The 24,533-nt window shown below is 60.9% G+C and carries 25 protein-coding genes; 24 read left to right on the top strand and 1 reads right to left on the bottom strand.

The features are described from left to right. The first annotated feature begins 12 nt into the window (after window positions 1–12). The 20 genes from ubiE to C8C89_RS02050 all read left to right on the top strand — a co-directional run bounded on the left by ubiE (window position 13) and on the right by C8C89_RS02050 (window position 19,106). Window positions 13–747 (top strand): bifunctional demethylmenaquinone methyltransferase/2-methoxy-6-polyprenyl-1,4-benzoquinol methylase UbiE, encoded by a 735-nt coding sequence (gene ubiE, locus C8C89_RS02145; protein ID WP_034753359.1) that lies wholly within the window; start codon window positions 13–15, stop codon window positions 745–747. A gap of 31 nt (window positions 748–778) precedes the next feature. Further along, window positions 779–1,726, top strand: coding sequence for a Tim44-like domain-containing protein (locus tag C8C89_RS02140; protein ID WP_133988792.1), 948 nt, complete (start codon window positions 779–781; stop codon window positions 1,724–1,726). 152 nt (window positions 1,727–1,878) lie between these two features. Beyond that, window positions 1,879–2,517 (top strand): SCP2 sterol-binding domain-containing protein, encoded by a 639-nt coding sequence (locus tag C8C89_RS02135; RefSeq protein WP_166674655.1) that lies wholly within the window; start codon window positions 1,879–1,881, stop codon window positions 2,515–2,517. Further along, a complete protein-coding gene (gene ubiB / locus C8C89_RS02130; RefSeq protein ID WP_101483640.1) occupies window positions 2,514–4,085 on the top strand; it encodes a ubiquinone biosynthesis regulatory protein kinase UbiB in 1,572 nt (523 codons plus the stop codon). Before C8C89_RS02135 ends, ubiB begins: the two co-directional genes overlap by 4 nt. Window positions 4,086–4,104: 19 nt before the next feature. Then, the gene (locus C8C89_RS02125) at window positions 4,105–4,707 is read left to right on the top strand and encodes a methyltransferase (RefSeq protein ID WP_101483641.1); all 603 of its coding nucleotides are present in this window, start codon (window positions 4,105–4,107) and stop codon (window positions 4,705–4,707) included. Window positions 4,708–4,798: 91 nt separating this feature from the next. Then, window positions 4,799–5,107, top strand: coding sequence for an FmdB family zinc ribbon protein (locus C8C89_RS02120; protein WP_101483642.1), 309 nt, complete (start codon window positions 4,799–4,801; stop codon window positions 5,105–5,107). Between the two features lie 41 nt (window positions 5,108–5,148). Beyond that, window positions 5,149–5,790, top strand: coding sequence for a DUF502 domain-containing protein (locus C8C89_RS02115; RefSeq protein WP_101483643.1), 642 nt, complete (start codon window positions 5,149–5,151; stop codon window positions 5,788–5,790). Window positions 5,791–5,853: 63 nt separating this feature from the next. After that, complete coding sequence (gene aspS / locus C8C89_RS02110; RefSeq protein ID WP_166674654.1) at window positions 5,854–7,656, top strand: aspartate--tRNA ligase; 1,803 nt, start codon at window positions 5,854–5,856, stop codon at window positions 7,654–7,656. Window positions 7,657–7,741: 85 nt separating this feature from the next. Next, on the top strand, window positions 7,742–8,206 hold the full coding sequence (gene nudB / locus C8C89_RS02105) for a dihydroneopterin triphosphate diphosphatase (protein WP_133988791.1): 465 nt from the start codon (window positions 7,742–7,744) through the stop codon (window positions 8,204–8,206). A 19-nt stretch (window positions 8,207–8,225) separates the two neighbouring features. Then, entirely contained in the window at window positions 8,226–8,519 is a 294-nt protein-coding gene (locus C8C89_RS02100; RefSeq protein WP_046682130.1) for a hypothetical protein, read from the top strand. A gap of 108 nt (window positions 8,520–8,627) precedes the next feature. Then, window positions 8,628–8,891, top strand: a complete 264-nt coding sequence (locus C8C89_RS02095; RefSeq protein WP_133988790.1) for a hypothetical protein — start codon at window positions 8,628–8,630, stop codon at window positions 8,889–8,891. 71 nt (window positions 8,892–8,962) lie between these two features. Beyond that, window positions 8,963–9,784, top strand: a complete 822-nt coding sequence (locus tag C8C89_RS02090; protein WP_101483646.1) for an endonuclease/exonuclease/phosphatase family protein — start codon at window positions 8,963–8,965, stop codon at window positions 9,782–9,784. Window positions 9,785–9,793: 9 nt separating this feature from the next. Further along, window positions 9,794–10,957, top strand: coding sequence for a cardiolipin synthase ClsB (clsB, locus tag C8C89_RS02085; protein ID WP_133988789.1), 1,164 nt, complete (start codon window positions 9,794–9,796; stop codon window positions 10,955–10,957). Then, the gene (locus tag C8C89_RS02080; protein ID WP_077398991.1) at window positions 10,954–11,343 is read left to right on the top strand and encodes an RNA-binding S4 domain-containing protein; all 390 of its coding nucleotides are present in this window, start codon (window positions 10,954–10,956) and stop codon (window positions 11,341–11,343) included. The genes clsB and C8C89_RS02080 overlap by 4 nt, the downstream gene beginning before the upstream one ends. Before the next feature lie 257 nt (window positions 11,344–11,600). Next, the gene (locus tag C8C89_RS02075; RefSeq protein ID WP_070278980.1) at window positions 11,601–12,203 is read left to right on the top strand and encodes a TetR/AcrR family transcriptional regulator; all 603 of its coding nucleotides are present in this window, start codon (window positions 11,601–11,603) and stop codon (window positions 12,201–12,203) included. 79 nt (window positions 12,204–12,282) lie between these two features. Beyond that, window positions 12,283–14,073 carry an acyl-CoA dehydrogenase C-terminal domain-containing protein gene (locus C8C89_RS02070; protein WP_034753387.1) on the top strand — a complete coding sequence of 597 codons (1,791 nt, stop codon included), beginning with the start codon at window positions 12,283–12,285 and terminating at the stop codon, window positions 14,071–14,073. Between the two features lie 14 nt (window positions 14,074–14,087). Next, on the top strand, window positions 14,088–16,487 hold the full coding sequence (locus C8C89_RS02065; RefSeq protein ID WP_101483648.1) for a 3-hydroxyacyl-CoA dehydrogenase/enoyl-CoA hydratase family protein: 2,400 nt from the start codon (window positions 14,088–14,090) through the stop codon (window positions 16,485–16,487). 62 nt (window positions 16,488–16,549) lie between these two features. Then, window positions 16,550–16,996 carry a YiiD C-terminal domain-containing protein gene (locus tag C8C89_RS02060; RefSeq protein ID WP_101484831.1) on the top strand — a complete coding sequence of 149 codons (447 nt, stop codon included), beginning with the start codon at window positions 16,550–16,552 and terminating at the stop codon, window positions 16,994–16,996. A gap of 60 nt (window positions 16,997–17,056) precedes the next feature. Then, window positions 17,057–18,253, top strand: coding sequence for an acetyl-CoA C-acyltransferase (locus tag C8C89_RS02055; protein ID WP_133988788.1), 1,197 nt, complete (start codon window positions 17,057–17,059; stop codon window positions 18,251–18,253). 73 nt (window positions 18,254–18,326) lie between these two features. Then, entirely contained in the window at window positions 18,327–19,106 is a 780-nt protein-coding gene (locus C8C89_RS02050; protein WP_101483650.1) for an enoyl-CoA hydratase, read from the top strand. 157 nt (window positions 19,107–19,263) lie between these two features. Here the strand turns inward: C8C89_RS02050 and C8C89_RS02045 are convergent, their stop codons facing one another. Beyond that, window positions 19,264–20,196: a LysR family transcriptional regulator gene (locus C8C89_RS02045; RefSeq protein ID WP_133988787.1), complete on the bottom strand. Its 933-nt coding sequence runs from the start codon at window positions 20,194–20,196 to the stop codon at window positions 19,264–19,266. Window positions 20,197–20,344: 148 nt separating this feature from the next. On the opposite strand from C8C89_RS02045, the gene C8C89_RS02040 reads away from it, so the two are divergent. From C8C89_RS02040 to C8C89_RS02025, 4 genes are all read left to right on the top strand, one after another. Continuing rightward, complete coding sequence (locus C8C89_RS02040; RefSeq protein ID WP_133988786.1) at window positions 20,345–21,742, top strand: amidohydrolase family protein; 1,398 nt, start codon at window positions 20,345–20,347, stop codon at window positions 21,740–21,742. A gap of 208 nt (window positions 21,743–21,950) precedes the next feature. After that, window positions 21,951–22,559, top strand: a complete 609-nt coding sequence (locus C8C89_RS02035; protein WP_133988785.1) for a TetR/AcrR family transcriptional regulator — start codon at window positions 21,951–21,953, stop codon at window positions 22,557–22,559. An 81-nt stretch (window positions 22,560–22,640) separates the two neighbouring features. Next, entirely contained in the window at window positions 22,641–23,804 is a 1,164-nt protein-coding gene (locus C8C89_RS02030; protein ID WP_133988784.1) for an iron-containing alcohol dehydrogenase, read from the top strand. A 22-nt stretch (window positions 23,805–23,826) separates the two neighbouring features. Beyond that, the gene (locus C8C89_RS02025) at window positions 23,827–24,504 is read left to right on the top strand and encodes a type 1 glutamine amidotransferase domain-containing protein (RefSeq protein WP_133988783.1); all 678 of its coding nucleotides are present in this window, start codon (window positions 23,827–23,829) and stop codon (window positions 24,502–24,504) included. Window positions 24,505–24,533: the final 29 nt, after the last annotated feature.

Below are 24,533 nucleotides of genomic sequence, written 5' to 3'. Positions count from 1 at the left end.
AGACTGCCTACCATGACCAATACGACCCATTTCGGATACAAAACAGTTGCAGAAGACGACAAAGTGCGCGAAGTCGCCAAGGTGTTCCATTCCGTCGCTGCCAAATACGACGTGATGAACGACTTGATGTCGGGCGGGCTGCACCGTCTGTGGAAGACGTTCACCATTGCCAACGCGGGCGTGCGTCCCGGCTTCAAGGTGCTCGACATCGCCGGCGGCACGGGCGACCTGTCGAAGGCGTTTGCCAAGCAGGCGGGTCCTACCGGCGAAGTCTGGTTGACCGATATCAATGAATCGATGTTGCGCGTGGGCCGCGACCGCCTCTTGAATCGCGGCTTGCTCACCCCCACCTTGTTGTGTGACGCGGAAAAACTGCCGTTCCCCGATAACTATTTTGACCGTGTCAGCGTGGCCTTCGGCCTGCGCAACATGACGCACAAGGATGTGGCGCTGGCGGAAATGCGCCGCGTGCTGAAGCCGGGCGGCAAGCTGCTGGTGCTGGAATTTTCCAAGGTGGCCGCACCGCTGCAAAAGCCGTATGACCTGTATTCGTTCTCGGTCTTGCCATGGTTCGGACAGAAAATCGCCGGCGACGCGGAAAGTTATCGCTACCTGGCAGAATCGATCCGCATGCACCCGGACCAGGAAACGCTGAAGACCATGATGGAAACGGCGGGCCTGGAGCGCGTGCAGTACTACAATTTGACGGCAGGCATTGCCGCTTTGCATACCGGCATCAAGATGTAGTTCACCCTTGCCGGTGATTTTAGGAGATGGAATGAAACTGAAGAAATTTATGGTTGGCATGATGCTGGCCGCGACCACGGTATCCATGCTGGGCGAGGCGCTGGCCCGTCCGATGGGCGGTGGCCGTTCGTTTGGCCGCCAGTCGCAAAACGTGGGCCGCCAGGCGCCCGCCCCGGCACCGACCCCGGCACCGGCTGCCACGCCACGCCAGGCGCAACCTGCGCCAGCCCCCGCACCGGCCCCTGCCGCCAAGGCACCGAGCCGCTGGAAGGGCTTGCTGGGCGGCGCCTTGCTGGGCCTGGGTCTGGGCGCGCTGCTGTCGCATTTCGGCCTGGGCGGCGCCCTGGCCAGCATGATCAGCACCCTGCTGATGGTGGCTTTGCTGGCCGGTGTGGCCTTCTTCATCTACCGCATGGTGCGCGGCAAGCGCGACAGCAACGGTAACGCGGGCAATGCGCCGTTCGCGGGTTTTGGCGGCAACCAGCCGGCACCGGCCGGCAACGTGCCCGACATCGGTTCGCGCATCCCGCCGCTGCCGTCGCTGCAGCCCGTTTCGTCCGGCGTCGGCCTGGACAAGCCGGCACCGGCTGCTGCGCCATGGGGCGTGCCTGCCGATTTCGACAAAGATGCCTTCCTGCGCCACGCGAAAAGCAATTTCATTCGCCTGCAAGCGGCCTGGGACAAGGCGGACGTCAACGATATCCGTGAATTCACGTCGCCGGAAGTGTATGCGGAACTGCGCATGCAAATCCAGGAACGGGGCGCGCAGCCAGACTTTACCGATGTCGTCACCATCGATGCCGAACTGCTGGGCATCGAGACGAGCGTCAACGATTACCTGGCCAGCGTGAAGTTTACGGGCCTGATCCGTTCGGCGCCGGGCGCCGCGGCCGAGCCGTTCGCGGAAGTATGGAATATGTCGAAACCCGTCAGCGGCAATAGCGGCTGGGTCTTGGCAGGCATCCAGCAATTGAATTAATTGTCAAAACTTGCTGAATCATGGCTTAAGTCCATGCGGAATGCATGATGCTTGACAGATATTTCCTGCCGAACTGGTAAGATCGAAACCGCCCACGTTGTTTTACGGGCGGTTTTTTCTTTTTTGGGGCGCGCGCGGCGCGCGGTATAGACATGTCACCACTTTCCGATCTCTCCCTGATGACGCCCGTCATCGCGACCATCAACCATTTGCTGGCGCAGGAGCCGTGGGCGCGCCAGCAGTTGGCACTGCACGCGGGCAAGCTGGCCTGCATCGACACGGGGGCAGTGGCTTTGCGCCTGCGGGTAGACAGCGCAGGCATGCTGGAAGCGGCGCCGGCCGATATGCCGGCTAACGTCACCATCCGCGTGAAATTGTCCGATGTGCCGCTGATCCTGCAAAACCGCGAACGGGCGTTTTCCTACGTCAAGATCGAAGGCGATGCCGAGTTTGCCAATGCGATTTCGCAATTGAGCAAAGGCTTGCGCTGGGAAGCCGAGCATGACCTGGAAAAGGTATTCGGTCCCATGCTGGCCACGCGCCTTGTTTCCGGGGCGAAAGATGCGGCCGCTTTTGTGCGCACGGGCCAGCAGAAGCTGGCGGAAAGCGTGGCTGAATATTTTCTCGACGAAGAGCCCATGCTGATCCGTCCTTCTACCTTGCAAGAGTATTCCGCGGGCGTGACGCGCGTGCGCGATGACGTCGAACGCCTGGCCAAGCGCCTTGCCCGGCTGGAAAAGGCGGCAGCCGCCGCCCAGCCTTTGTCTCCCACACCGGATTTGTCTACATGATATTGAAATTCCTGCGCCTGTTTAAAATCATCCGTGTTTCCATCAAGTACGGTCTGGATGAGATAGCGATTTCTGGTCTGCAAGTTCCCCGCACCGCCAAATTGATCGACACCCTGATTTTCTGGCGCGACCTGTCGTCGCCACGGGGTTTGCGCCTGCGCCTGGCGCTGGAAGAGCTGGGTCCCATTTTCGTGAAATTCGGCCAGGTGCTGTCGACCCGGCGCGACCTGATGCCGCTCGACATCGCCGAAGAACTGGCGCGCCTGCAAGACCGCGTGCCGCCCTTTGATTCCGACCTGGCCATCGCGCAAATCACCAAGTCGCTCGGTGCGCACCCGGACCAGCTGTTTGCCAGCTTCGAGCGCGAGCCGGTGGCTTCGGCCTCGATTGCCCAGGTGCACTTCGCCACCCTGAAAGATGGACGCGAAGTGGCCGTGAAGGTCTTGCGTCCAGGCATGAAAAAGCTGATCGACGAAGACGTGGCCCTGATGCACATCGCCGCCGACTGGACCAGCCGCCTGTGGGCCGACAGCAAGCGCCTCAAGCCGAAAGAGGTGGTGGGCGAGTTCGACAAATACCTGCACGACGAGCTGGACCTGATGCGCGAGGCAGCCAATGCCAGCCAGCTGCGCCGCAACTTCGCCAACTCGGACTTGCTGCTGGTGCCGGAAATGCACTGGGATTATTGCTCCAGCAGCGTCATCGTGATGGAACGCATGGTTGGCATTCCCGTGTCGCAGATCGACCGCCTGGTGGCGGCCGGGGTGGACTTGCGCAAGCTCTCCAGCGATGGCGTGGAGATTTTCTTCACGCAAGTGTTCCGCGACGGCTTTTTCCATGCGGATATGCACCCGGGTAATATTCTCGTATCGATCGCGCCCGAATCGTTCGGCCGCTACATCGCCCTGGACTTTGGCATCGTGGGCACCCTGAACGACTACGACAAGGATTATCTGTCGCAAAACTTCCTCGCCTTCTTCCGCCGCGACTACAAGCGCGTGGCCGAGGCGCACATCGAATCGGGCTGGGCGCCGAAGGATACGCGCGTCGATGAGCTGGAAGCGGCCGTGCGCGCCTGCTGCGAGCCGATCTTCGACCGCCCGCTGAAGGATATTTCTTTTGGACAAGTTTTGCTGCGCCTGTTCCAGACCTCGCGCCGCTTTAACGTGGAAGTGCAGCCGCAACTGGTGCTGCTGCAAAAGACCCTGCTCAATATCGAAGGCCTGGGCCGCCAGCTCGATCCGGAACTGGACCTGTGGCAAACGGCCAAGCCTTATCTGGAAAAATGGATGAGCAACCAAGTGGGGCCGCAAGGCTTCATGGAGCGCCTGCGTGCCGAGGCGCCCCGTTATGCGCATATCTTCCCGCAACTGCCGCGTTTGCTGCACCAGGCCTTGACGGTGCATGGCGAACCGCGCGAAAACGACGTGGAATTGATGAAAACCTTGCTGGCAGAGCAACGCCAGACGAATCGATTGCTGAGCTTTATCGTGTACTTCGTGGGTGCCTTTGCCCTCGGTGCGCTGGGCTTGCAAGTGTTCATGCGCTGGCATCAACTGCCGTTTTAACTGGCTGAGGACGTAAGTGATGGCTGACTTTCAAACCCGCGATCCGCTCTCGCCCGCCTTCTGGGACGAGCGTTTCGAGAAGCAATTTACGCCCTGGGACCAGGGCGGCGTGCCCGCGCGCCTGCGCAGTTTCGTTGCCGGCAGTCCCGCGCCGCTGCGCTGCCTGATTCCCGGCTGCGGCTCGGCCTATGAACTGGTCTTCATGCTCGATCACGGCTGGCATGCCACGGCCATCGACTTTTCACCGGCCGCCGTGGCCGCCGCGCGCGCTGTCGTCGGTGCGCGGGCAGGGCAGGTGATGGAAGCCGATTTCTTTGCCTGGCAGCCAGAAGCGCCTCTGGACCTGATCTATGAGCGGGCTTTCCTGTGCGCCATGCCGCGCGCCATGTGGCCGCAAGTGGCGGCCCGCTGGGCGCAGCTGCTGGCGCCGGGCGCCATGCTGGCCGGTTACTTTTTCTTCGACGACAATGCCAAGGGGCCGCCATTTGGTATTTCGCGTGAGCAATTGCAGGCCTTGCTTGCGCCGCATTTCGACTGCCTGGCCGACGAAGCCGTGGACGATTCCATTGCCGTCTTCGCAGGCAAGGAGCGCTGGATGAGCTGGCGCCGCCGGGCGGACTGAGCCTGGCAGGCCGAGCGAGCGGGCATTTTCCGCTGGGAAGGGCGGAAAAGCTTTATAATTCAGGGTTTTTGATGATTTTCTCGGAGTAGAGATGCCGATTTACGCTTACCGTTGTGACGAGTGTGGTTTTGCCAAGGATGTCTTGCAAAAGATCTCCGATCCAGTACTGACGGTGTGCCTGTCGTGCGGCAAGCCCAGTTTCAAGAAACAATTGACGGCCGCCGGTTTCCAATTGAAGGGCACTGGCTGGTACGCGACCGATTTCCGCGGCGGCACGGCGCCCACCACAGCTATTCCGACCGGCCCGGCCGATAACGCCAAGCCCGCCCCAGCCGCCGAGAGCGCGCCTGCCGCGGCGCCTGCGTCCACCCCGGCTGCTGCTGCGCCGAAAGCGGATTGAAAAAGCGCGCCGCGCCGATACGATCCATTACCGAGAAACCGATGCGTAAATACTTTATTACCGGATTACTGATTTTGGTTCCCCTGGCCATTACCGCCTGGGTCTTGAATCTGGTCATCAGCACAATGGACCAGTCGCTGTTGCTGGTGCCCGGCAGTACGCAGCCCAGCGTATGGTTCGGTCACAAGGTTCCCGCGCTGAGCACCATTCCCGGCCTGGGGACGGTATTGACGGTACTGATCGTTTTCTTCACGGGCTTGCTGACGAATAACCTGGTCGGCAATTACGTGGTGAAACTGTGGGAAAAATTGCTGCAACGCATACCCATCGTCAATTCCCTGTATTCAAGCGTCAAGCAAGTGTCCGATACCTTGTTTTCCCCTTCGGGCAATGCCTTCCGCAAGGCTGTGCTGGTGCCGTATCCGCACCAGAACTCCTGGACCATCGCCTTCCTGACCGGCGTGCCGGGCGGCGATGCGGCGAACCACCTGGTGGGCGACTATGTCAGCGTGTATGTGCCGACGACGCCCAACCCGACGTCAGGCTTTTTCCTGATGATGAAGCGTAGCGATGTTGTCGAACTCGACATGAGCGTCGATGCGGCGCTCAAATATATCGTCTCGATGGGCGTGGTAGCGCCTGCGGAAGTTGTTGCTGTACCGGCCCCGGCAGCCAAAGAATAAAGGCAGGCGTCCCACGAGGGACGTGGCCGGATTGAACACTCACTAACCTGAACTGAGAATTTTATGTCTATGCGTACTGAATACTGCGGCCTCGTTACCGAAGCCATGCTGGGACAAACCGTCAGCCTGTGCGGCTGGGTACATCGCCGCCGCGACCACGGCAGCCTGATTTTCATCGACTTGCGCGACCGTGAAGGCCTGGTGCAAATCGTCTGCAACCCGGAACAAGCGGAGATGTTCAAGGTCGCCGAAGCCGTGCGCAACGAATTCTGCCTGCGCGTGACGGGCGTCGTGACCAGCCGTATCGACGGCACCATCAACAACAACCTGAAATCGGGCAAGATCGAAGTGGTCTGCTCGGAACTGGAAGTGCTGAACCCTTCCGTACCCGTGCCGTTCCAGCTCGATGACGACAACCTGTCGGAAACGACGCGTCTGACGCACCGCGTGCTGGACCTGCGCCGCCCGCAAATGCAAAACAACCTGCGCCTGCGCTACAAGGTGACGATGGAAGTGCGCAAGTACCTCGACGCGCTGGGCTTCATCGACATCGAAACGCCGATGCTGACCAAGTCCACGCCAGAAGGCGCGCGCGATTACCTGGTGCCGTCGCGCGTGAACGCGGGCAGCTTCTTCGCCTTGCCGCAATCGCCACAGTTGTTCAAGCAACTGCTGATGGTCGCCAACTTCGACCGTTACTACCAGATCACCAAGTGCTTCCGCGACGAAGACTTGCGCGCTGACCGCCAGCCTGAATTCACGCAGATCGATTGCGAGACCTCGTTCCTGACGGAACAGGAAATCCGCGACCTGTTCGAAGACATGATCCGTGTCGTCTTCAAGAACACCTTGAACATCGACTTGCCGAACCCGTTCCCGGTGATGGATTTCGCCGAAGCGATGGGCCTGTACGGTTCCGACAAGCCGGACATGCGCGTCAAGCTGGCGTTCACGGACTTGACCGAAGTCATGAAGACGGTCGAATTCAAGGTCTTCAACGGCGCCGCCAACATGAAGGGCGGCCGCGTGGTGGCCCTGCGCGTGCCGCAAGGCGGCAGCATGCCGCGTTCGGAAATCGACGCTTACACGCAGTTTGTCGCCATTTACGGCGCCAAGGGCCTGGCTTACATCAAGGTCAACGAGAAAGCCAAGGGTCCTGAAGGCTTGCAGTCGCCGATCGTCAAGTTCCTGCCTGCCGACGTGCTGGCCACGATTCTCGAGCAGACGGGCGCGCAAGACGGCGACTTGATCTTCTTTGGCGCGGACAAGGCCAAGGTTGTCAACGACGCCATCGGCGCACTGCGCGTAAAAATCGGTCACAGCGAGTTCGGCAAGAAAGCCGGCCTGTTCGAGGACGTCTGGAAGCCATTGTGGGTGGTCGACTTCCCAATGTTCGAACACGACGAAGAAGCGGACCGCTGGACGGCGACCCACCATCCGTTCACGGCACCGAAAGACGGCCATGAAGACATGCTGGAAACCAATCCGGGCGCCTGCATCGCCAAGGCCTACGACATGGTCTTGAACGGCTGGGAACTGGGTGGCGGCTCGATCCGTATCCACCGCGAAGAAGTGCAAAGCAAGGTCTTCCGCGCATTGAAAATCGATGCCGAAGAAGCGCAGCTGAAGTTCGGCTTCCTGCTTGACGCCCTGCAATACGGCGCGCCACCGCATGGCGGCCTGGCATTCGGCCTGGACCGAATCGTGACCATGATGACGGGTTCCGATTCGATCCGCGACGTAATCGCCTTCCCGAAAACCCAGCGCGCCCAGTGTCTGCTGACACAAGCGCCGTCGGAAGTGGACGAGAAGCAATTGCGCGAACTGCACATCCGTTTGCGTGGCGCCGAGCCTAAAGTAGCGTAATGCAGCATGCGGCCGCTGCGGCGGCCGCTGTTTGATAATGCTATGCAAAAAGAGGCGCTGACGAGGCGCCTTTTTCATTGTTGATATGAACCATAAAATTCCCGTTTCCGTCCTGGTCGTCATTCATACGATTGATCTGGACGTCTTGCTGATCGAACGCGCGGGCCAGCCTGGTTTCTGGCAATCGGTGACCGGTTCCGTCGACGCCGTCGACGAGCCGCTGCTGCAGACGGCCGCGCGCGAATTGTGCGAGGAGACCGGTATCGTCGTCGATGGACACGACATCGTGCTGCGCGACTGGAACTTGTCGAATGTGTACGAGATCTATCCGATCTGGCGCCACCGCTACGCCCCCGGCGTGACGCGTAACACGGAACACGTGTTCAGCGTGCAAGTGCCGCGCGATACGGTGATTACGCTCAGTCCCCGCGAGCACTTGCAATACGCGTGGCTGCCCTATCTGGCGGCGGCCGACCGCTGTTTCTCGTCGTCCAACGCGGAAGCGATTTTGCAATTGCCGGCCATGACGGGCCTGGCGCGCCCTGCCTGATTTCCCTAGAAAGCATTCCATGTTGAACTGGTTACATTTGACTGCGCAGCAAAAACTGCTGGGCACCCTGGGCATTGTTTTTTGCCTGTGCTTCATTTTTCTGCTGTTTAGCTCCACCGTGCCTGGCCGCACGCCGCCCATCGGCATGCCGCTGATGGCGATCGGCTGGCTGCTGCATCCGGGCGCCTTTGCCAAGGGCAAGCGCACCGTGGCCTGGCGCGGCGCACCCTTGCTGGTCAAGATTGTCTGGGCTGCCGGCATTACCGCGCTGATCGTCAGCGTGACGGCAGGCGTGGGACGCATGCTGGCTTGATCCACTGCAAATATTGTCACATGGTATTATTGCCTTAATGGTAATTTCACTTGATGACGCAAGGCTAACATGCTGAACTGGGCTCAACTTTCTTTTCAACAGCGCCTCTTGGGCGCCATATTCCTGTCCTGGATTTTTGGCGCCCTGTATGCCGTGTGTTTTCCCGATCAGCCACATGCCCGCTTGCCACAGGCAGGCTTGCCCTTGCTGATGCTGGGATTTCTCCTGCACCCCCGTTGCTTTGCCGGGGGACGGGGCGCTTTTAGCTGGAGCAGCGCCCCCAGGCTGGTGAAGGGCTTGTGGGTAATCGGCATCGTGGTGGGCAGCATCAGTGCCGCCGATAGTTTGCTGCAAGCGATAGCCGGCAAATAATGTGGGACATGGGTGCGCACGCGCACCTATGCTGGCGCCGCAGGAGACCCGTCAGGGAGTAGAATCGATGCATGAAAATCCGCGTAGCAACTTATAATATACACAAGGGCGTCTCCTCCGTTCGTGGCTTGCCCAGAGTGCATGCCTTGAAGCAGGCAATCGCTCTGTTCAATGCCGATGTCGTCTTTTTGCAGGAAGTGCAAGGCAAGCATGACCGTAATGCGGCCCGCTATGGCGCCGAGAAGAATGGTCACAAGCATTGGCCGGAAGCGTCGCAGCATGAATTCTTTGCCGGCGCCGAACACCATTCCGCGTATGGCATGAATGCCGTGTATGACCATGGCCATCATGGCAACGCCTTGCTGAGCAAGTTTCCCATCGCCTCGCAAACCAACCACGACGTGTCCGACCATGCCTACGAGCAGCGCGGCATCCTGCATTGCGTGCTCAAGACGCCGCAGGCCGACGTGCATTGCTATGTCGTCCACCTGGGCCTGTTCGAATCGGGACGGGGCCGCCAGACGCAGGCGCTGATCGACGCCGTCATGGAATCGGCGCCGAATGGCGAGCCCGTCATCATCGCCGGCGACTTCAACGACTGGCGCAATACGCTCAGCGACAAGCTGCGCAATGCGCTGGGCGTGGTGGAAGTATTCGACCAGCGCGCGTCGAACTCGGCTCTGGGCGACCTGGTGCGCACCCTGGCGCGGCGCCAGACGAAAACACCCGTGCCCGTGCCGGCGCGCACCTTTCCCGCCGCCTTGCCTTGGTTCCGCCTGGACCGCATCTATGTGCGCGGTTTCCACGTGGAAGGCGCGCAAGTGATGCACGGCACCTTGTGGGCAAAATTGTCGGACCACGCGCCGATCGTTGCTGCTTTAAAACTCGCGTAGACTGCCGGCATGCGCACAGTCAATTTCATCGCCCACAACGACATCCAGCTGCTGTATTGCGGCACCGATTACTTTCCTGCCTTGATAGCCGCCATCGACGGCGCACGCTCGGAAGTGTATTTCGAAACGTATATCTTTGCCGACGACGCCACGGGCACCCTGGTGCTCGATGCGCTCAAGCGTGCTGCCGCGCGCGGCGTGCTGGTGTGCATGATCACGGACTGGTTCGGCACCGGCAACCGCCGCGTGAAAGCCATGCATGCGCAGCTGGAAGCGGCCGGCGTGCACCACCGCATCTTCAACCCGTGGTTCCGGCGCGGCATCACGCGCACGCACCGCAAGATCTGCGTTGCCGATGGCGAGATCGCCCTGGTGGGCGGCATCAATATCAACGATGACATGTTTTGCGACTACGACCACAATATCAGCCTGGAAGCGCCGCGCTGGGACTTCGCCGTGCAGGTGAAGGGGCCGCTGGTGGATGCCATCCATGAGGAAGTGCAGGCCCAGTGGGCGCGCTTGGGCAAGATGAACCTGGTGCGGCGTATCAAGCTGTACCGCAAGATGCGGGTCGTCAGCAAGGAGCTGGCGAAGAACCCCGTCGTGGCCGGCTTCGTCGTGCGCGACAACTTGCGCAACCGCCGCACCATCCAGCGCGCCTACTTGCAGGCGCTGGGCCAGGCGCGAAAAAGCGTGATGCTGGCCAATCCGTATTTCGCGCCCGGGCACAAGCTGCGCCACGCCCTGGCCCAGGCGGCTCAGCGGGGCGTCGACGTGGTCTTGCTGATCGGCGTGGGGGAGTTCCGCATGCAAGATGCCGTGGCGCACTCGTTTTATCCGAAACTGCTGGCTGCCGGCGTGAAAATCGTTGAATACCGCAAGACGCAGCTGCACGCCAAGGTGGCCGTCGTCGACGATGATTGGGCGACGGTCGGCTCCAGCAATATTGATGCGCTGAGCCTGTTCCTGAACCAGGAAGCCAACGTGGTCATCAAGGACGTGGCCTTCGCGCAAAGCTTGCGCCAGCATATCGAGCAGGGCGTGGCGGACGGCATCGTGATTCACCAGGATGATTTCAAGCACATCGGCCGTTTCCGGCGCATCGGCTACGAAGCCGCCTTCCTCCTGTACCGGCTGGTGATGCGCATTTTTTCAGTAGGCAAGTACGCATGAACGAGATGACAACGGTAAGGCTGGACAAATGGCTGTGGGCGGCGCGCTTCTTCAAGACGCGCTCGCTGGCCAGCGAGGCCGTCGACACGGGCAAGGTGAAAGTGGGCGGCGAACGCGTGAAACCGGCGCGCAGCCTGCGCGTGGGCGACGAGCTGGCCATCGACAATGGTGCGGAGACATGGGAAGTGGCCGTGCTGGGCCTGTCCGACAAGCGCGGTGCAGCACCCGTGGCGCGCCTGCTGTACGGGGAAACGCCGGCCAGCATTGCCCGCCGCGAGCAGCTGGCCGAGGAGCGCAAGCTGTTCCGCGAGCCAGGTACCACCATCAAAGGGCGGCCGACCAAGCGCGACCGCCGTCAACTGAGCAAGGCAGGCGACCTTTCCTGAGGCGCAGCTGTTGTTGTAAGGCAATGGCGCGCAACGCTTTTGTCCTCGTGAAATTGCTATAAACACTTAGCCAAAAAATGCTGCGCTGCACCAATAGAACGCCGGCTCTAAAGTTCCCGTTTGACTTTTACGTGGTAGTGGATAATAGTACGAGCGTTCGGATTTTTTCGGAGCGTGCTTTTTTTACCCGCGTTCCCATCCGCCAGACCGGCAACATCACTTTTAGAACGGACCTCTTGAATACTTCAGTCAAATTCATGCGCAAGGGCGAACTGACCCGTGCAGCCATCCTCGACGTGGCGCTGGACCTGTCCAGCCGCGACGGCCTGGAAGGCCTGACCATTGGGCTGCTTGCGGACAAAATGAACATGAGCAAGTCGGGCGTGTTTGCCCACTTTGGCTCGCGCGAAGACTTGCAGATGGAAGTGCTGAAGCTCTACCACTATCGTTTCGAGCAAGAAGTCTTTTTCCCCAGCATGAAAGAACCACGCGGCATCCAGCGCCTGCAATCGATGTTTGCGCGCTGGGTCAAGCGGGTCAGCGTGGAAATCGCTTCCGGCTGCATCTATATCAGCGGCGCCGTCGAGTATGACGACCGTCCCGGCCCCATCCGCGAGGCCCTGGTGGCCATGGTGCGGGCCTGGCAGGGTGCGCTGCTGCGCTGTGTCGAGCAATCGATCGCCACGGGCGACCTGAAAGCGGACACGGACGCCCAGCAGCTGGTATACGAGATGTATGGCCTGATCCTGGCCCTGCATCACGACGCGCGCTTCCTGCGCGTGCCAGGCAGCATCGAACGGGCGCAGGCCGGGTTTGTCCGCTTGCTGGCGTCGTACCAGAATTCTGTAACAAGCAAATAAGCCGTCAGGCAGTATCCGCAGCAACGCACACGCAGTTCACAAGTACAACACTTTAGCTAAACGCCTTCAGGAGAAAATTATGGGTCAATACGTCGCGCCAATCCGGGATATGCAATTCGTTCTGCATGAGTTCCTGCAAGTGGAAGAAGAACTGAAGCAAATGCCGTCGTACGCCGACGTCGACGCCGACATCATCAACCAGGTACTGGAAGAGGGCGGCAAGTTCACTTCCGAGGTATTGTTCCCCCTGAATCACTCCGGCGACCGCGAAGGCTGTCACCACGATCCTGTCACGAAAAGCGTGACCACGCCTAAAGGTTTCAAGGAAGCGTATAAACAGTACGTCGAAGGCGGCTGGGCGGCCTTGGCTTGCGATCCGGAATACGGTGGCCAGGGCTTGCCGGTCGTGCTGAACAATTCGTTCTATGAAATGCTGAACTCGTCGAACCAGGCCTGGTCCATGTACCCTGGCCTGTCGCACGGCGCCTACGAGTGCCTGAAGGAGCACGGCACCGACCACCAGAAGGAAGTGTATCTGCCGAAACTGGTGTCGGGCGAATGGACGGGCACCATGTGCCTGACCGAGCCGCATTGCGGCACCGACCTGGGCCTGCTGCGCTCGAAGGCATTGCCTGAAGCGGACGGTTCCTGGACCATCACCGGCAACAAGATCTTCATCTCGGCCGGCGAGCACGACATGGCGGAAAACATCCTGCACCTGGTGCTGGCCCGCGTGCCGGACGCGCCGGAAGGCTCGAAAGGCATTTCGCTGTTCCTGGTGCCGAAATTCCTGCCGAATGCGGATGGCACGGTCGGTGAGCGCAACCCGATCACCTGTGGCGCCATCGAAGAAAAAATGGGCATCCATGGCAATTCGACCTGCCAGATGAACCTGGACGGCGCAAAAGGCTGGATCATCGGCCAGCCGAACAAGGGCCTCAACGCCATGTTCGTCTTCATGAACGCGGCCCGCCTGGGCGTGGGCATGCAGTCGCTGGGCCTGACGGAAATCGCCTACCAGAACGCGCTGATCTACGCCAAGGACCGCACGCAAATGCGTTCGCTGTCCGGCATCAAGAACCCGGAACTGCCGGCCGACCGCATCATCGTGCACCCTGACGTACGCCGCATGCTATTGACGGGCAAAGCCTATGCCGAAGGCGCGCGCGCTTTCACTTCCTACGTGGCGCTGCAGATTGACCGCGAACTGCACCATCCGGACGCCGATGTGCGCAAGGAAGCGGCCGACGAAGTGGCGCTGCTGACCCCTGTCATCAAGGCTTTCATCACCGACAATGCCTGGATCGCCACCTCGGACGCGATGCAAGTGTTCGGTGGCCACGGCTACATCTCGGAATGGGGCATGGAGCAGTATGTGCGTGACGCGCGCATCAACATGATCTACGAAGGTACGAACACGATCCAGTCGCTGGACCTGCTGGGCCGCAAGATCCTGGGCGACAACGGAGCCAAGCTGCGCAAGTTCGGCGAAAAGATCAAGGCTTTCGTCGAGGACAACGGCACCGATGAAGCGATGAGCGAATTCGTCACACCACTGGGCGACCTGGGCGACAAAGTCACCAAGCTGACCATGGAAATCGGCATGAAGGCATTCCAGAATCCTGACGAAGTGGGCGCGGCATGCGTGCCTTACCTGCGCGTCGTCGGCCACATGATCTACAGCTACCTGTTCGCGCAGATGGCCAAGATCGCCCTCGAAAAAGAATCCAGCGGCGACAAGTTCTATACCGCCAAACTGGCTACCGCACGTTTCTACTTCGCCCGTTTGCAGCCTGAGACGGCAACCCTGATCCGTCAGGCACGTTCCGGTTCGGCCAACCTGATGGCACTCGACGCAGACCTGTTCTAAGACTTGAGGAAAATATGACCAATTTCATCGTTAAAAAAGTAGCCGTCCTCGGCGCCGGCGTGATGGGCGCGCAGATTGCCGCCCATTGCATCAACGCGAAAGTGCCGGTCGTGCTGTTCGACCTGCCGGCCAAGGAAGGCCCGAAGAATGGCATCGTGCTGCGCGCCATCGAGAACCTGAAAAAGCTGTCGCCTGCGCCGCTGGGCAACAAGGATGACGCCGCGCTGATCCAGGTGGCCAACTACGAAGACAACCTTGACCTGCTGGCCGGTTGCGACCTGATCATCGAAGCCATCGCCGAGCGCATGGACTGGAAACACGACCTGTATCAAAAGGTCGCGCCGCACATCGGCCCGAACGCGATCTTCGCCTCGAACACTTCGGGCCTGTCGATCACCAAGCTGGCCGAAGGCTTCGACGCCGACCTGAAAGCGCGCTACTGCGGCGTGCACTTCTTCAACCCGCCGCGCTATATGCACTTGGTCGAGATCATCCCGACCGCGTTTACCAAGCCTGAAATCGCCGACCAGCTGGAAGGCTTCCTGACCACCACCCTGGGCAAGGGCGTGGTACGCGCCAAGGATACGCCGAACTTCATCGCCAACCGCGTTGGCGTGTTCGGCATCCTGGCCATCGTGCACGAAGCCGAGAAATTCGGCCTGTCCGTGGACGTCGTCGATGACCTGACGGGCTCCAAGCTGGGCCGTGCCAAGTCGGGCACCTTCCGCACCGCGGACGTGGTCGGCCTGGACACCATGGGCCATGTGATCAAGACCATGCAGGACTACCTGCCGAACGATCCGTTCGCTGCCGTCTACAAGACGCCAGCCGTGCTGGCGCAACTGGTGGAAAAAGGCGCGCTGGGCCAGAAGAGCGGCGCGGGCTTCTACAAGAAAGTCGGCAAGGAGATTCAGCGCCTGGACTTCGCCACCGGTGAATACGTCGCCGGCGGCGCCAAGGCTGCCGACATCATCGCCCGCATCCTGAAGGAAAAGGATCCGGTCAAGAAGATGAAGGCGCTGCGCGAATCGACGAATCCGCAAGGCCAGTTCCTGTGGGCGATCTTCCGCGACGCTTTCCACTACATCGCCATCCACCTGGACACCGTGGCCGACAATGCGCGCGATATCGACTTCGCCATGCGCTGGGGCTTCGGCTGGAACGTCGGTCCGTTTGAAACGTGGCAGGCATCGAACTGGCTGCAAGTGGCCAACTGGGTCAAGGAAGACATCGACGCCGGCCACGCGCTGTGCAACGCACCGCTGCCAGCCTGGGTCTTCGAAGGTCCGGTCGCTGAAAAAGGCGGCGTGCATACGCCGGAAGGTTCCTACTCCGCCGTGTCGAACAGCTTCGTGCCCCGTTCGACCCTGTCCGTGTATGACCGCCAGCCATTCCGCGCGCCAGTACTGGGCAGCGGCGCCATCGACGGCAAGACCGCCGGCACCACCGTCTTCGAAGACGAATCCGTGCGCGTCTGGCATACGGGCGACGATGTCTTGATCATCTCGTTCAAGACCAAGATGCACGTGATCGGTGAAGGCGTGATCAATGGCCTGAAACTGGCCCTGGCCGAAGCCGAAAAGAATTTCAAAGGTTTGGTGATCTGGCACGCCGACGCAGCCGAAGGCGGTGCCTTCTCGGCCGGCGCCGACCTGCAATCGGCCCTGCCAGCGTTCATGCAAGGCGGCGTGAAAGCCGTCGATCCGATCATCGCCGAACTGCAGAACACCTTCATGTCGCTGAAATACGCGAACGTGCCGGTGATCGCCGCAGTCGCTGGCCTGGCCCTGGGCGGCGGTTGCGAACTGGCGCTGCACGCGTCGAAGCGCGTGGCCTCGATCGAGTCCTACATCGGCCTGGTGGAAGTGGGCGTGGGCCTGATTCCTGCCGGTGGCGGCTTGAAGGAAGCAGCGCAGCGCGCCTACAAGGAAGCCAAGGGTAACGACATCCTGCAATTCCTGAAAACGGGCTTCACCAATGCGGCCACCGCCAACGTGTCGAAATCGGCACTGGAAGCCAAAAAAATGGGCTACCTGAAGGAAGACGACGTGATCGTGTTCAACGCCTACGAGCTGCTGCACGTGGCCAAGGTCGAAGCGCGCGCCATGTTCGACGCGGGCTTCCGTCCCCAACTGCCGTCGCTGATCCAGGTCACAGGCCGTTACGGCTGGGGCACCATCAAGGCGCAGCTGGTCAATATGCGCGACGGCGGCTTCATTTCGGCGCACGATTTCAAGCTGGGCGAGATGATCGCCGAGATCGTATCGGGCGGCGACGTGGACCAGGGCAGTTTCGTCAGCGAACAGTGGCTGCTGGATATGGAACGCAAGGCATTCCTGGAGCTGTTGAACCATCCGAAAACCCAGGAACGGATCATGGGCATGATGCAGACCGGTAAGCCGGTACGCAACTAAGCCCATCGTCGATGAAGATCCTGTCGTTGGTATTTAAAGTATTACTGCGCGTGAGGCCAAGCATGGTGTATGACCGTATCAAACAACAGATGATGGACACCTTGCCCTTCGTGCGGCTGCTGGGGATCAGCATCGACGACATCGGCGCCGGCACCTCCAGGGTGTCGATGCCGGAAGATCCAAAACTGAATAATCACCTGGGTACGCAGCATGCGGGCGCCTTGTTTACCCTGGCCGAAACGGCTTCCGGCGCGGCCATGGCTGGCGGCTTCGCCGAGCTGATACTGGGCTTGCGCCCGGTGGCCAAGGAGTCGCGTATCGCCTACCAGAAGCTGGCCCGGGGCGCGACGCGCGCCGAAGGCCGGGTACCGGGCGACCTGGCTGCCTTGAAGGCGCAGCTGGCACAGGACGGCAAGGTTGCGTTTCCCGTGGAAGTCGATATCTTCGACTCTGAAGGCACGCTGGCGGCACAGGTGACGGTGGACTGGTATTTGTCGCAGAAGCGATAGACCAGCATCCCGGACATTCGACAGAACACGAACCTCGTTCAACATCTTTGAAAGAATAAAATGAGCAAACAACTTCAAGACGCTTACATCGTCTCTGCAACCCGCACCCCGATCGGCAAGGCGCCGCGCGGCATGTTCAGAAACACCCGCCCGGACGACCTGCTGGTGCGCGTGCTGCAATCGGCCCTGGCGCAAGCACCTGGCCTCGACCCGGCGCTGATCACCGACGCCATCATCGGCTGCTCGTTCCCGGAAGCGGAGCAGGGCTTCAATATCGCCCGTAACTCGGTGCTGCTGGCCGGCTTGCCGAAAACCGTGGGCGGCGTGACCGTCAACCGTTACTGCGCTTCGGGCATCACGGCCATTGCCATGGCGGCCGACCGCATCCGCGTGGGCGAGGCCGACGTCATGATTGCCGGCGGCATCGAATCGATGTCGATGGTGCCGATGATGGGCCACCACCCATCGATGAACCTGGACATGTTCAGCGATGAAAACATCGGCATGGCCTACGGCATGGGTCTGACGGCCGAAAAAGTGGCGCAACAATGGAAAGTGTCGCGCGAACAGCAGGACGCGTTCTCGGTCGAGTCGCACCGCCGCGCCATCGCCGCGCAGCAAGCCGGCTTCTTCAAGGCCGAAACGACGCCCGTGGAGATCATCACGCGCACGCCGAACCTGGCTACCGGCCAGGTCGATGTGACGCGCCGCACGGTCGACACCGACGAAGGCGCGCGCGCCGATTCGACGATGGAGTCGCTGGGCAAACTCAAACCCGTGTTTGCCGCCAAGGGTACCGTCACGGCCGCGAACAGCTCGCAGATGTCCGATGGCGCTGGCGCGCTGTTGATCGTCAGCGAAAAGATTTTGCGCGAGCATAACCTGACCCCGCTGGCGAAATTCTCTTCGTTCGCCGTGCGCGGCGTGCCGCCGGAAATCATGGGCATCGGTCCGAAATTCGCGATTCCTGCAGCGTGCGCCGCTGCCGGCATCACGCAAGACCAGCTGGACTGGATCGAACTGAACGAAGCATTTGCCGCACAGGCGCTGGCAGTCATCGGCGACCTGGGCCTGGACCCATTGAAGGTCAACCCGATGGGCGGCGCTATCGCCCTGGGTCACCCGCTGGGCGCCACAGGCGCCATCCGCGCGGCCACCGTGATCCACGCACTGCAGCGCACCAAGCAGAAGTACGGCATGGTCACGATGTGCGTCGGTGCCGGCATGGGCGCCGCCGGAATCTTTGAGCGCGTATAAGCTTGACGGGCTGAAGCAATAAAACAGGGCGCTGCGGGATTACCCCGGCGCCCTTTATATTTTTGGAGACGACATGGATATTTTGTGCAGCAAGAGCGAGGGCATCCTCACCCTGGAATTCAACCGCCTGGAACGCAAGAATGCGATCACGGGCGCCATGTACCAGACCCTGGCCGATGCGCTGGTGGCTGCCGAGACGGACAACGACGTGCGCGCCATCCTGATCTGCGGCAAGCGCGAGATTTTCACGGCTGGCAACGACCTCGATGACTTCATGAAGACGGCGCGGCCGAAGGATGGCTCGCTCGACCATGACCGTCCCGTGTTCCAGTTCATGCGCGCCCTGTACGGCAGCAGCAAGCCCGTGGTGGCAGCGGTCTCCGGCCCCGCCATCGGCATCGGCACGACGCTGTTGATGCATTGCGACCTGGTCTACGCGGCCGACAATGCCAGCTTCTCGATGCCGTTCACGCAGCTGGGCCTGTGCCCGGAATTCGGCTCCAGCCTGTTGCTTACGCAACTGGCCGGTTACCCGCGTGCGGCGGAAAAACTGATGCTGGGCGAGTCGTTCCCGGCACAGGAAGCGCTGGAGATGGGCTTGGTTTCGAAAGTCGTGCCCCTGTACGAATTGATGACGTACGCGCAAGGCCAGGCCGCCAAGCTGGTGGCCCTGCCAGCCGCATCCATCCGCGCCACCAAGCGCCTGATGAAACAAAGCCGCATGGAACCGGTGAAGGCGGCCATCGCGGAAGAAAACAAACTGTTCAGCGCCATGCTGGGCGGCGCCGAAGCGAAGGAAGCGTTTACGGCCTTCTTTGAAAAGCGCAAGCCGGACTTCAAGAAGTTTGCCTAGGCTGGATGCCGACCATCTGCTGCACCTGGACGCAGACTGGGATAGCATCCCAGCTGCTCCAAGATGCTGGTGATAACGTCGAAGGCAATTCGGCAAGCGTCCAGTCAGGGATGCGTATCGGTACTGCCGCATTCGCAAAGTGCCGATGGATGCGCAGTCAGATTTTAAGTGTAGTGTGACGAAGCGATTGCTCTAATGTGGCGTTGCTGAACAGCTCAATAGTCCAGTCGGTGAACGCTCGCATCGCCGGGGACAGAAAGCGGTGATGGGGGTAGAGTAGTGATACCGGCACCGGCGCTGGCCGCCTGTCGGCCAGCACCTCGACCAAATCCCCGGCTTGCAAATGGTCGGTCACCAGGATCTCGGCCAGCTGCATCAAGCCGTGGCCGTCGAGGCCCAGCTTGATGTACAGCCCGGTCTCGTTGACCGCTACCGTGCCCGGCACCGGGACGGCAATGCTGATGCCCTCGTCGACGAAATGCAGATCGCTCCCCCGCCGCGCGGTACTGGAAAAATAATGGACCGCCCGGTGTCGTTGCACATCCTCCAGGACCTCGGGAACACCCAGCTCGGCCAGGTAGGAAGGGGCTGCGCAGGTGATCCAGCGCAGTTCGCCCAGGCGGCGCGCGACCAGCGTCGAGTCATCGAGGCTACCGGTGCGGATGACGCAATCGACTCCCTCCTGTATCAAGTCCACCTGGCGATCATTGACGCCGATCATCAGGTAGATATCCGGGTAGCGCTGCTGGAATTGCCGTAACTGCGGCAGGATTAGGGCATGGGCAATGCCGCCAGGCATATCGACGCGCAATCGTCCTTGCGGGCGCTCGTTTGAGCCTTGCAGGCTGGCTTCGGTGTCGGCGATCAGGTCGAGTATTTCGCGGCAGCGGTGGAAGTAGCGCTCACCTTCCGGTGTCAGGCTGAGGTTTCTGGTGGAACGATTCAGCAAGCGCGTCTGCAAATGTTTTTCCAGCCGCTTGATGACGCCGGTGACCGACGATGCCGGCAAGCCCAGGGTCTCTGCTGCGCGCACAAAACTCCTGCTCTCGACCACGCGAAGGAATACCTGCATTGCTTGTACGCGATCCATGGCTTGTCCGTATGGCGGTAAAGGAAACGGCACTATAACCCAACATTGTTCCGATTTTCTGCATGGTGAAAACCTCCATGCCTACTTTTTCTGCATGCTTGCCTGCACTAGACTGGGTGCAACTCATTACCTATGGCAGGAATCAATCATGCTTGAACAAACCCCTCAATTGCAGGCTCTGCTTGCGCCGCTGGCCGCAGTCCCACACAAGATGCTGATTCGAGGCGCAACGATCATCAGCATGGATGGCAATGTTGGCAATTTGCCCAAGGGCGATATCCTGATTGCCGATGGCGCCATTGCCGCCATCGGCTTGCACCTGGAGGCTGATGGTGCCGAAGTGATCGATGCCGCGGAGATGATTGCCATTCCGGGCATGGTCGATACGCATCGCCATTCCTGGGAAGGCCAGCTGCGCCGCATCAACCCGAATGCGGCAACGCTTGAGGACTATTGCAACGCCACGCATTTCTCGTTTGCCAAATACTACAGGCCGCGCGACATCTACGTGGGCAACCTGCTCACGGCCTTGGGCTGCATCGATGCCGGCATCACGACCGTGATCGACAACTCCCACAACAGCCGCACAGGGGCGCACTCCGACGCGGCAGTCGAAGCACTGCTCGATACGGGCATCCGCGCGGTGCACGCCTCCGGAGCACCCGTATCGGGTGTCTGGGATGAGGCGCACTGGCCTGGCAACCTCGCGCGCCTGCAGGCCAAGTATTTCAGCAATCCTGACAGCCTGGTGACACTGGCCATGATGGCGCAGCTGGAACCTGAGCAGTGGGCCGTCGCGCGAGCACTGGGTATTCCCATCGTGACCGAGTTTTTTGGCGGTGGCATGGCAGCCGAGCTCGAAGGCTTGCACCAGCAGGGGCTGCTTGGCAGCGACAACATCTTCAACCACTGCACCTGCCTGCCGGAATCGGGCTGGAAAATCTTGCGCGAGGCAGGTGTGCGCGTCAATGTATGCCCGCGTTCGGATGCCCACTACGGTATCGAGGATGGCATGAACGCCTGGCAGGCCGCGTTCCAGCACGGCATACGCCCCGGTCTGAGTGTCGACAACGAGACTTCATATAGTGGCGACATGTTCATGGAAATGCGCGTGGCGTTCTACCTGCAAAGGGTCATGGGACATAGCCAGCGCCTCCATGGTCATCACCATGTGGCGGCGCCCACCGATGCGTTTCGCTTGCTGGAGGCTGCCACGATTGACGGCGCCGCTTGTGCGGGGCTGGAACAACGCATTGGCAGCTTGAGCCCAGGCAAGCAGGCCGACCTGGTACTGATACGCACCAGCGACCTCAACCTGTACCCGGTCAACAACGCCATCGGTACCGTAGTGCACGCGGCGGAGCGCAGCAATATCGATACCGTCATCATCAAGGGGCGCGTGCGCAAACGCGGTGGCGTCGTGCTGGGCGTGGATCAGGCAAAGCTGCGCGCCGCCATCGACGAGTCCTGTGCCCATCTGTTCAATGCCGCCGGTTACCAGCCCGATCTGTTTGGGGTATCGTTCGCACCGATCCACCATGCGTAAGCGGTGCCTGATGAATGCGATACTGTTAACGTGTTTTCTACCAGCCGCGCCAATGCCCGTTCATTCATGGCAAGAAGGTCAGCCCATAGACGAAGGGGCGTGCGATCACAGGGATAGGCGATGAGGGTATCGGGGAGGCGCCTGATTTTCGGATGGTTGGACATCGGCAAATGTAGACGACTGGTCTAATTGTGCTATCATGCAGCGCATGAAAGCTGAATACACCGACGTGCGCCAGCACATTATCGACCAGGGCAAGGCCATCATCACGCGCAAGGGCTTTGCCGGCGTGGGGCTGAACGAGATTTTGTCGGCCGCCGACGTGCCCAAGGGTTCGTTCTACCATTACTTCAAGTCCAAGGAATTGTTTGGTGAATCGATGCTGGAAGATTACGTCACCGGCTACCTGGCCGGGATGGAAGACGTGCTGGGCCAGCCGGGCCAGAGCGCGGCGCAGTCGCTGATGGCGTATTGGGCCAGCTGGACCAGCGAGAGCCTCGATGGCAGCGGTTGTGACTGCCGCTGCCTGGTGGTCAAGCTCAGCAGCGAAGTGGCGGACATGTCCGAACCGATGCGCGTGGCGCTGCTGGACGGTACCCACCGCATCATCGCCAGGCTGGCCCAGGCCATCGCACGGGGCAGGGCGGACGATTCGCTGCCATCGGTGGCCGATCCCGCGCAGATGGCCGCCACCTTGTACCAGCTGTGGCTGGGCGCGGCCCTGCTGACCAAGCTGCGGCGCGACGCCAGCGCCTTGCAAACGGCCTGGCAGGCGACCCTGGACATGTTGCAGCTGTCGCCGGACAGCTACCGATAGCCAGCAAGCAAGCGGACGCACCACGTCCGCGTTTTTTTGAGTGAATCGTAGACGACCAGTCTAATAATAAGGAGCGACAGCATGAAAAATTTTGAATTCCATAACCCGACCCGCATCGTGTTCGGTGCCGACACTGTCACCACATTGTCCACCCTGGTGCCGCACGATGCGCGCGTGCTGATTTTGTACGGCGGCGCCAGCGCGGAAAAGACGGGCACCCTGGCCGAAGTGCGAACTGCTCTTGCGCTGGGCCAGCGCAGCGTGCAGGAGTTTGGCGGCATCGAACCCAATCCCAGCTATGAAACCCTGATGCGCGCCGTGGCGCAGGTGCGTGGCGCCAAGCTGGACTTCCTGCTGGCCGTCGGTGGCGGCTCTGTCATCGACGGCACCAAGTTCGTCGCCGCTGCCGCCCTGTACGACGGCGAGCCATGGGAAATCGCCGAACGCGGCGGCGCCAATGTACGTCAAGCCCTGCCTTTTGGCACGGTGCTGACCTTGCCGGCCACGGGTTCGGAAATGAACAGCGGCGGCGTGGTGACGAAAAAAGCTACGCATGACAAGCTGAGTTTTCGCAGTCCCCTGCTGTACCCGCAATTTTCCGTGCTCGATCCGAGCAAGACTTTCACGTTGCCGGCCAGACAGGTGGCCAATGGCCTGGTCGACGCCTTTGTCCACACCACGGAACAGTATTTGACCTATCCGGCGCAAGCGATGGTGCAGGACCGCTTTGCCGAAGGCTTGCTGCAGACCCTGGTCGAGATCGCGCCGCAAGCGGTGGCCGCGCCCGACGATTATGCCACCCGCGCCAACCTGATGTGGACGGCCACCCTGGCCCTGAATGGCCTGATCGGCGCGGGCGTGCCGCAGGACTGGGCCACCCACATGATCGGCCATGAACTGACGGCCCTGTACGACATCGACCACGCACGCACCCTGGCCCTGGTGCTGCCGGCACTGCTGGACGTACAGCGCGAGCAGAAACGCGGCAAATTGCTACAGTATGGCGAGCGTGTCTGGAACATCACCGTCGGCAGTGAAGACGAGCGCATCAGCGCCGCCATCGCCAGCACCCGCGCCTTCTTTGAAGGCCTGGGCATCCCGACCCGCTTGTCCGCTTACCAGCTGGGGCAGGAAGCGGTGGAAGCGGTCTTGACGCAACTGGAAGCACATGGCATGACCTCCCTCGGCGAACACCGCGATATTGACCTCGCGCGTAGCCGCCGTATCCTCGAAGCAGCACTGTAACCCTGACATAAAAGGACACAAGATGAACATCCTGATGGTACTGACCTCGCACGATCAACTCGGCGACACCGGCAAGAAAACCGGCTTCTGGCTGGAAGAATTCGCCGCGCCTTACTATGTCTTGCAGGAAGCGGGCGCAAAGCTGACGGTCGTTTCGCCCAACGGCGGCCAGCCGCCGCTGGACCCGAAAAGCGACGAGCCCGATTCGCAAACGGATGCCACGCGCCGTTTCAAGCTGGACGCCGATGCACAAGCCGTGCTGGCCAACACGGGCAAGCTGTCCGAGGTGAAGGCGGCCGACTTCGACGCCGTGTTTTACCCGGGCGGCCATGGCCCGCTGTGGGACCTGGCCGAAGACCCGCACTCGATCGCCCTGATCGAGCAGATGATTGCCGCCGGTAAGCCGGTCGCCGCCGTCTGCCACGCGCCCGGCGTGCTGCGCCACGTGAAGGCAGCCGACGGCACGCCGCTGGTGCGCGGCAAGCAGGTGACGGGCTTTACGAATACCGAGGAAGACGCCGTCGGCTTGACGGCCATCGTGCCTTTCCTGGTCGAGGATATGCTCAAGCAAAACGGCGGCGTCTACTCCAAGCTGGGCGACTGGCAGCCGTACGCCGTCACCGATGGCTTGCTGGTCACGGGCCAGAACCCGGCATCGTCGGAAGCAGCCGCCCAGGCGCTGCTCAAGCTGCTGGCCTGATGGCAGATGTCCGGCTGTGCGTTCGTCGA

Origin of the sequence: Janthinobacterium sp. 75 (genome assembly GCF_004365495.1) — a bacterium.
Classification (GTDB): domain Bacteria; phylum Pseudomonadota; class Gammaproteobacteria; order Burkholderiales; family Burkholderiaceae_D; genus Janthinobacterium.
Note: the sequence above shows the minus strand (reverse complement) of the source record. Positions and strands in the feature narration are given on the sequence as shown.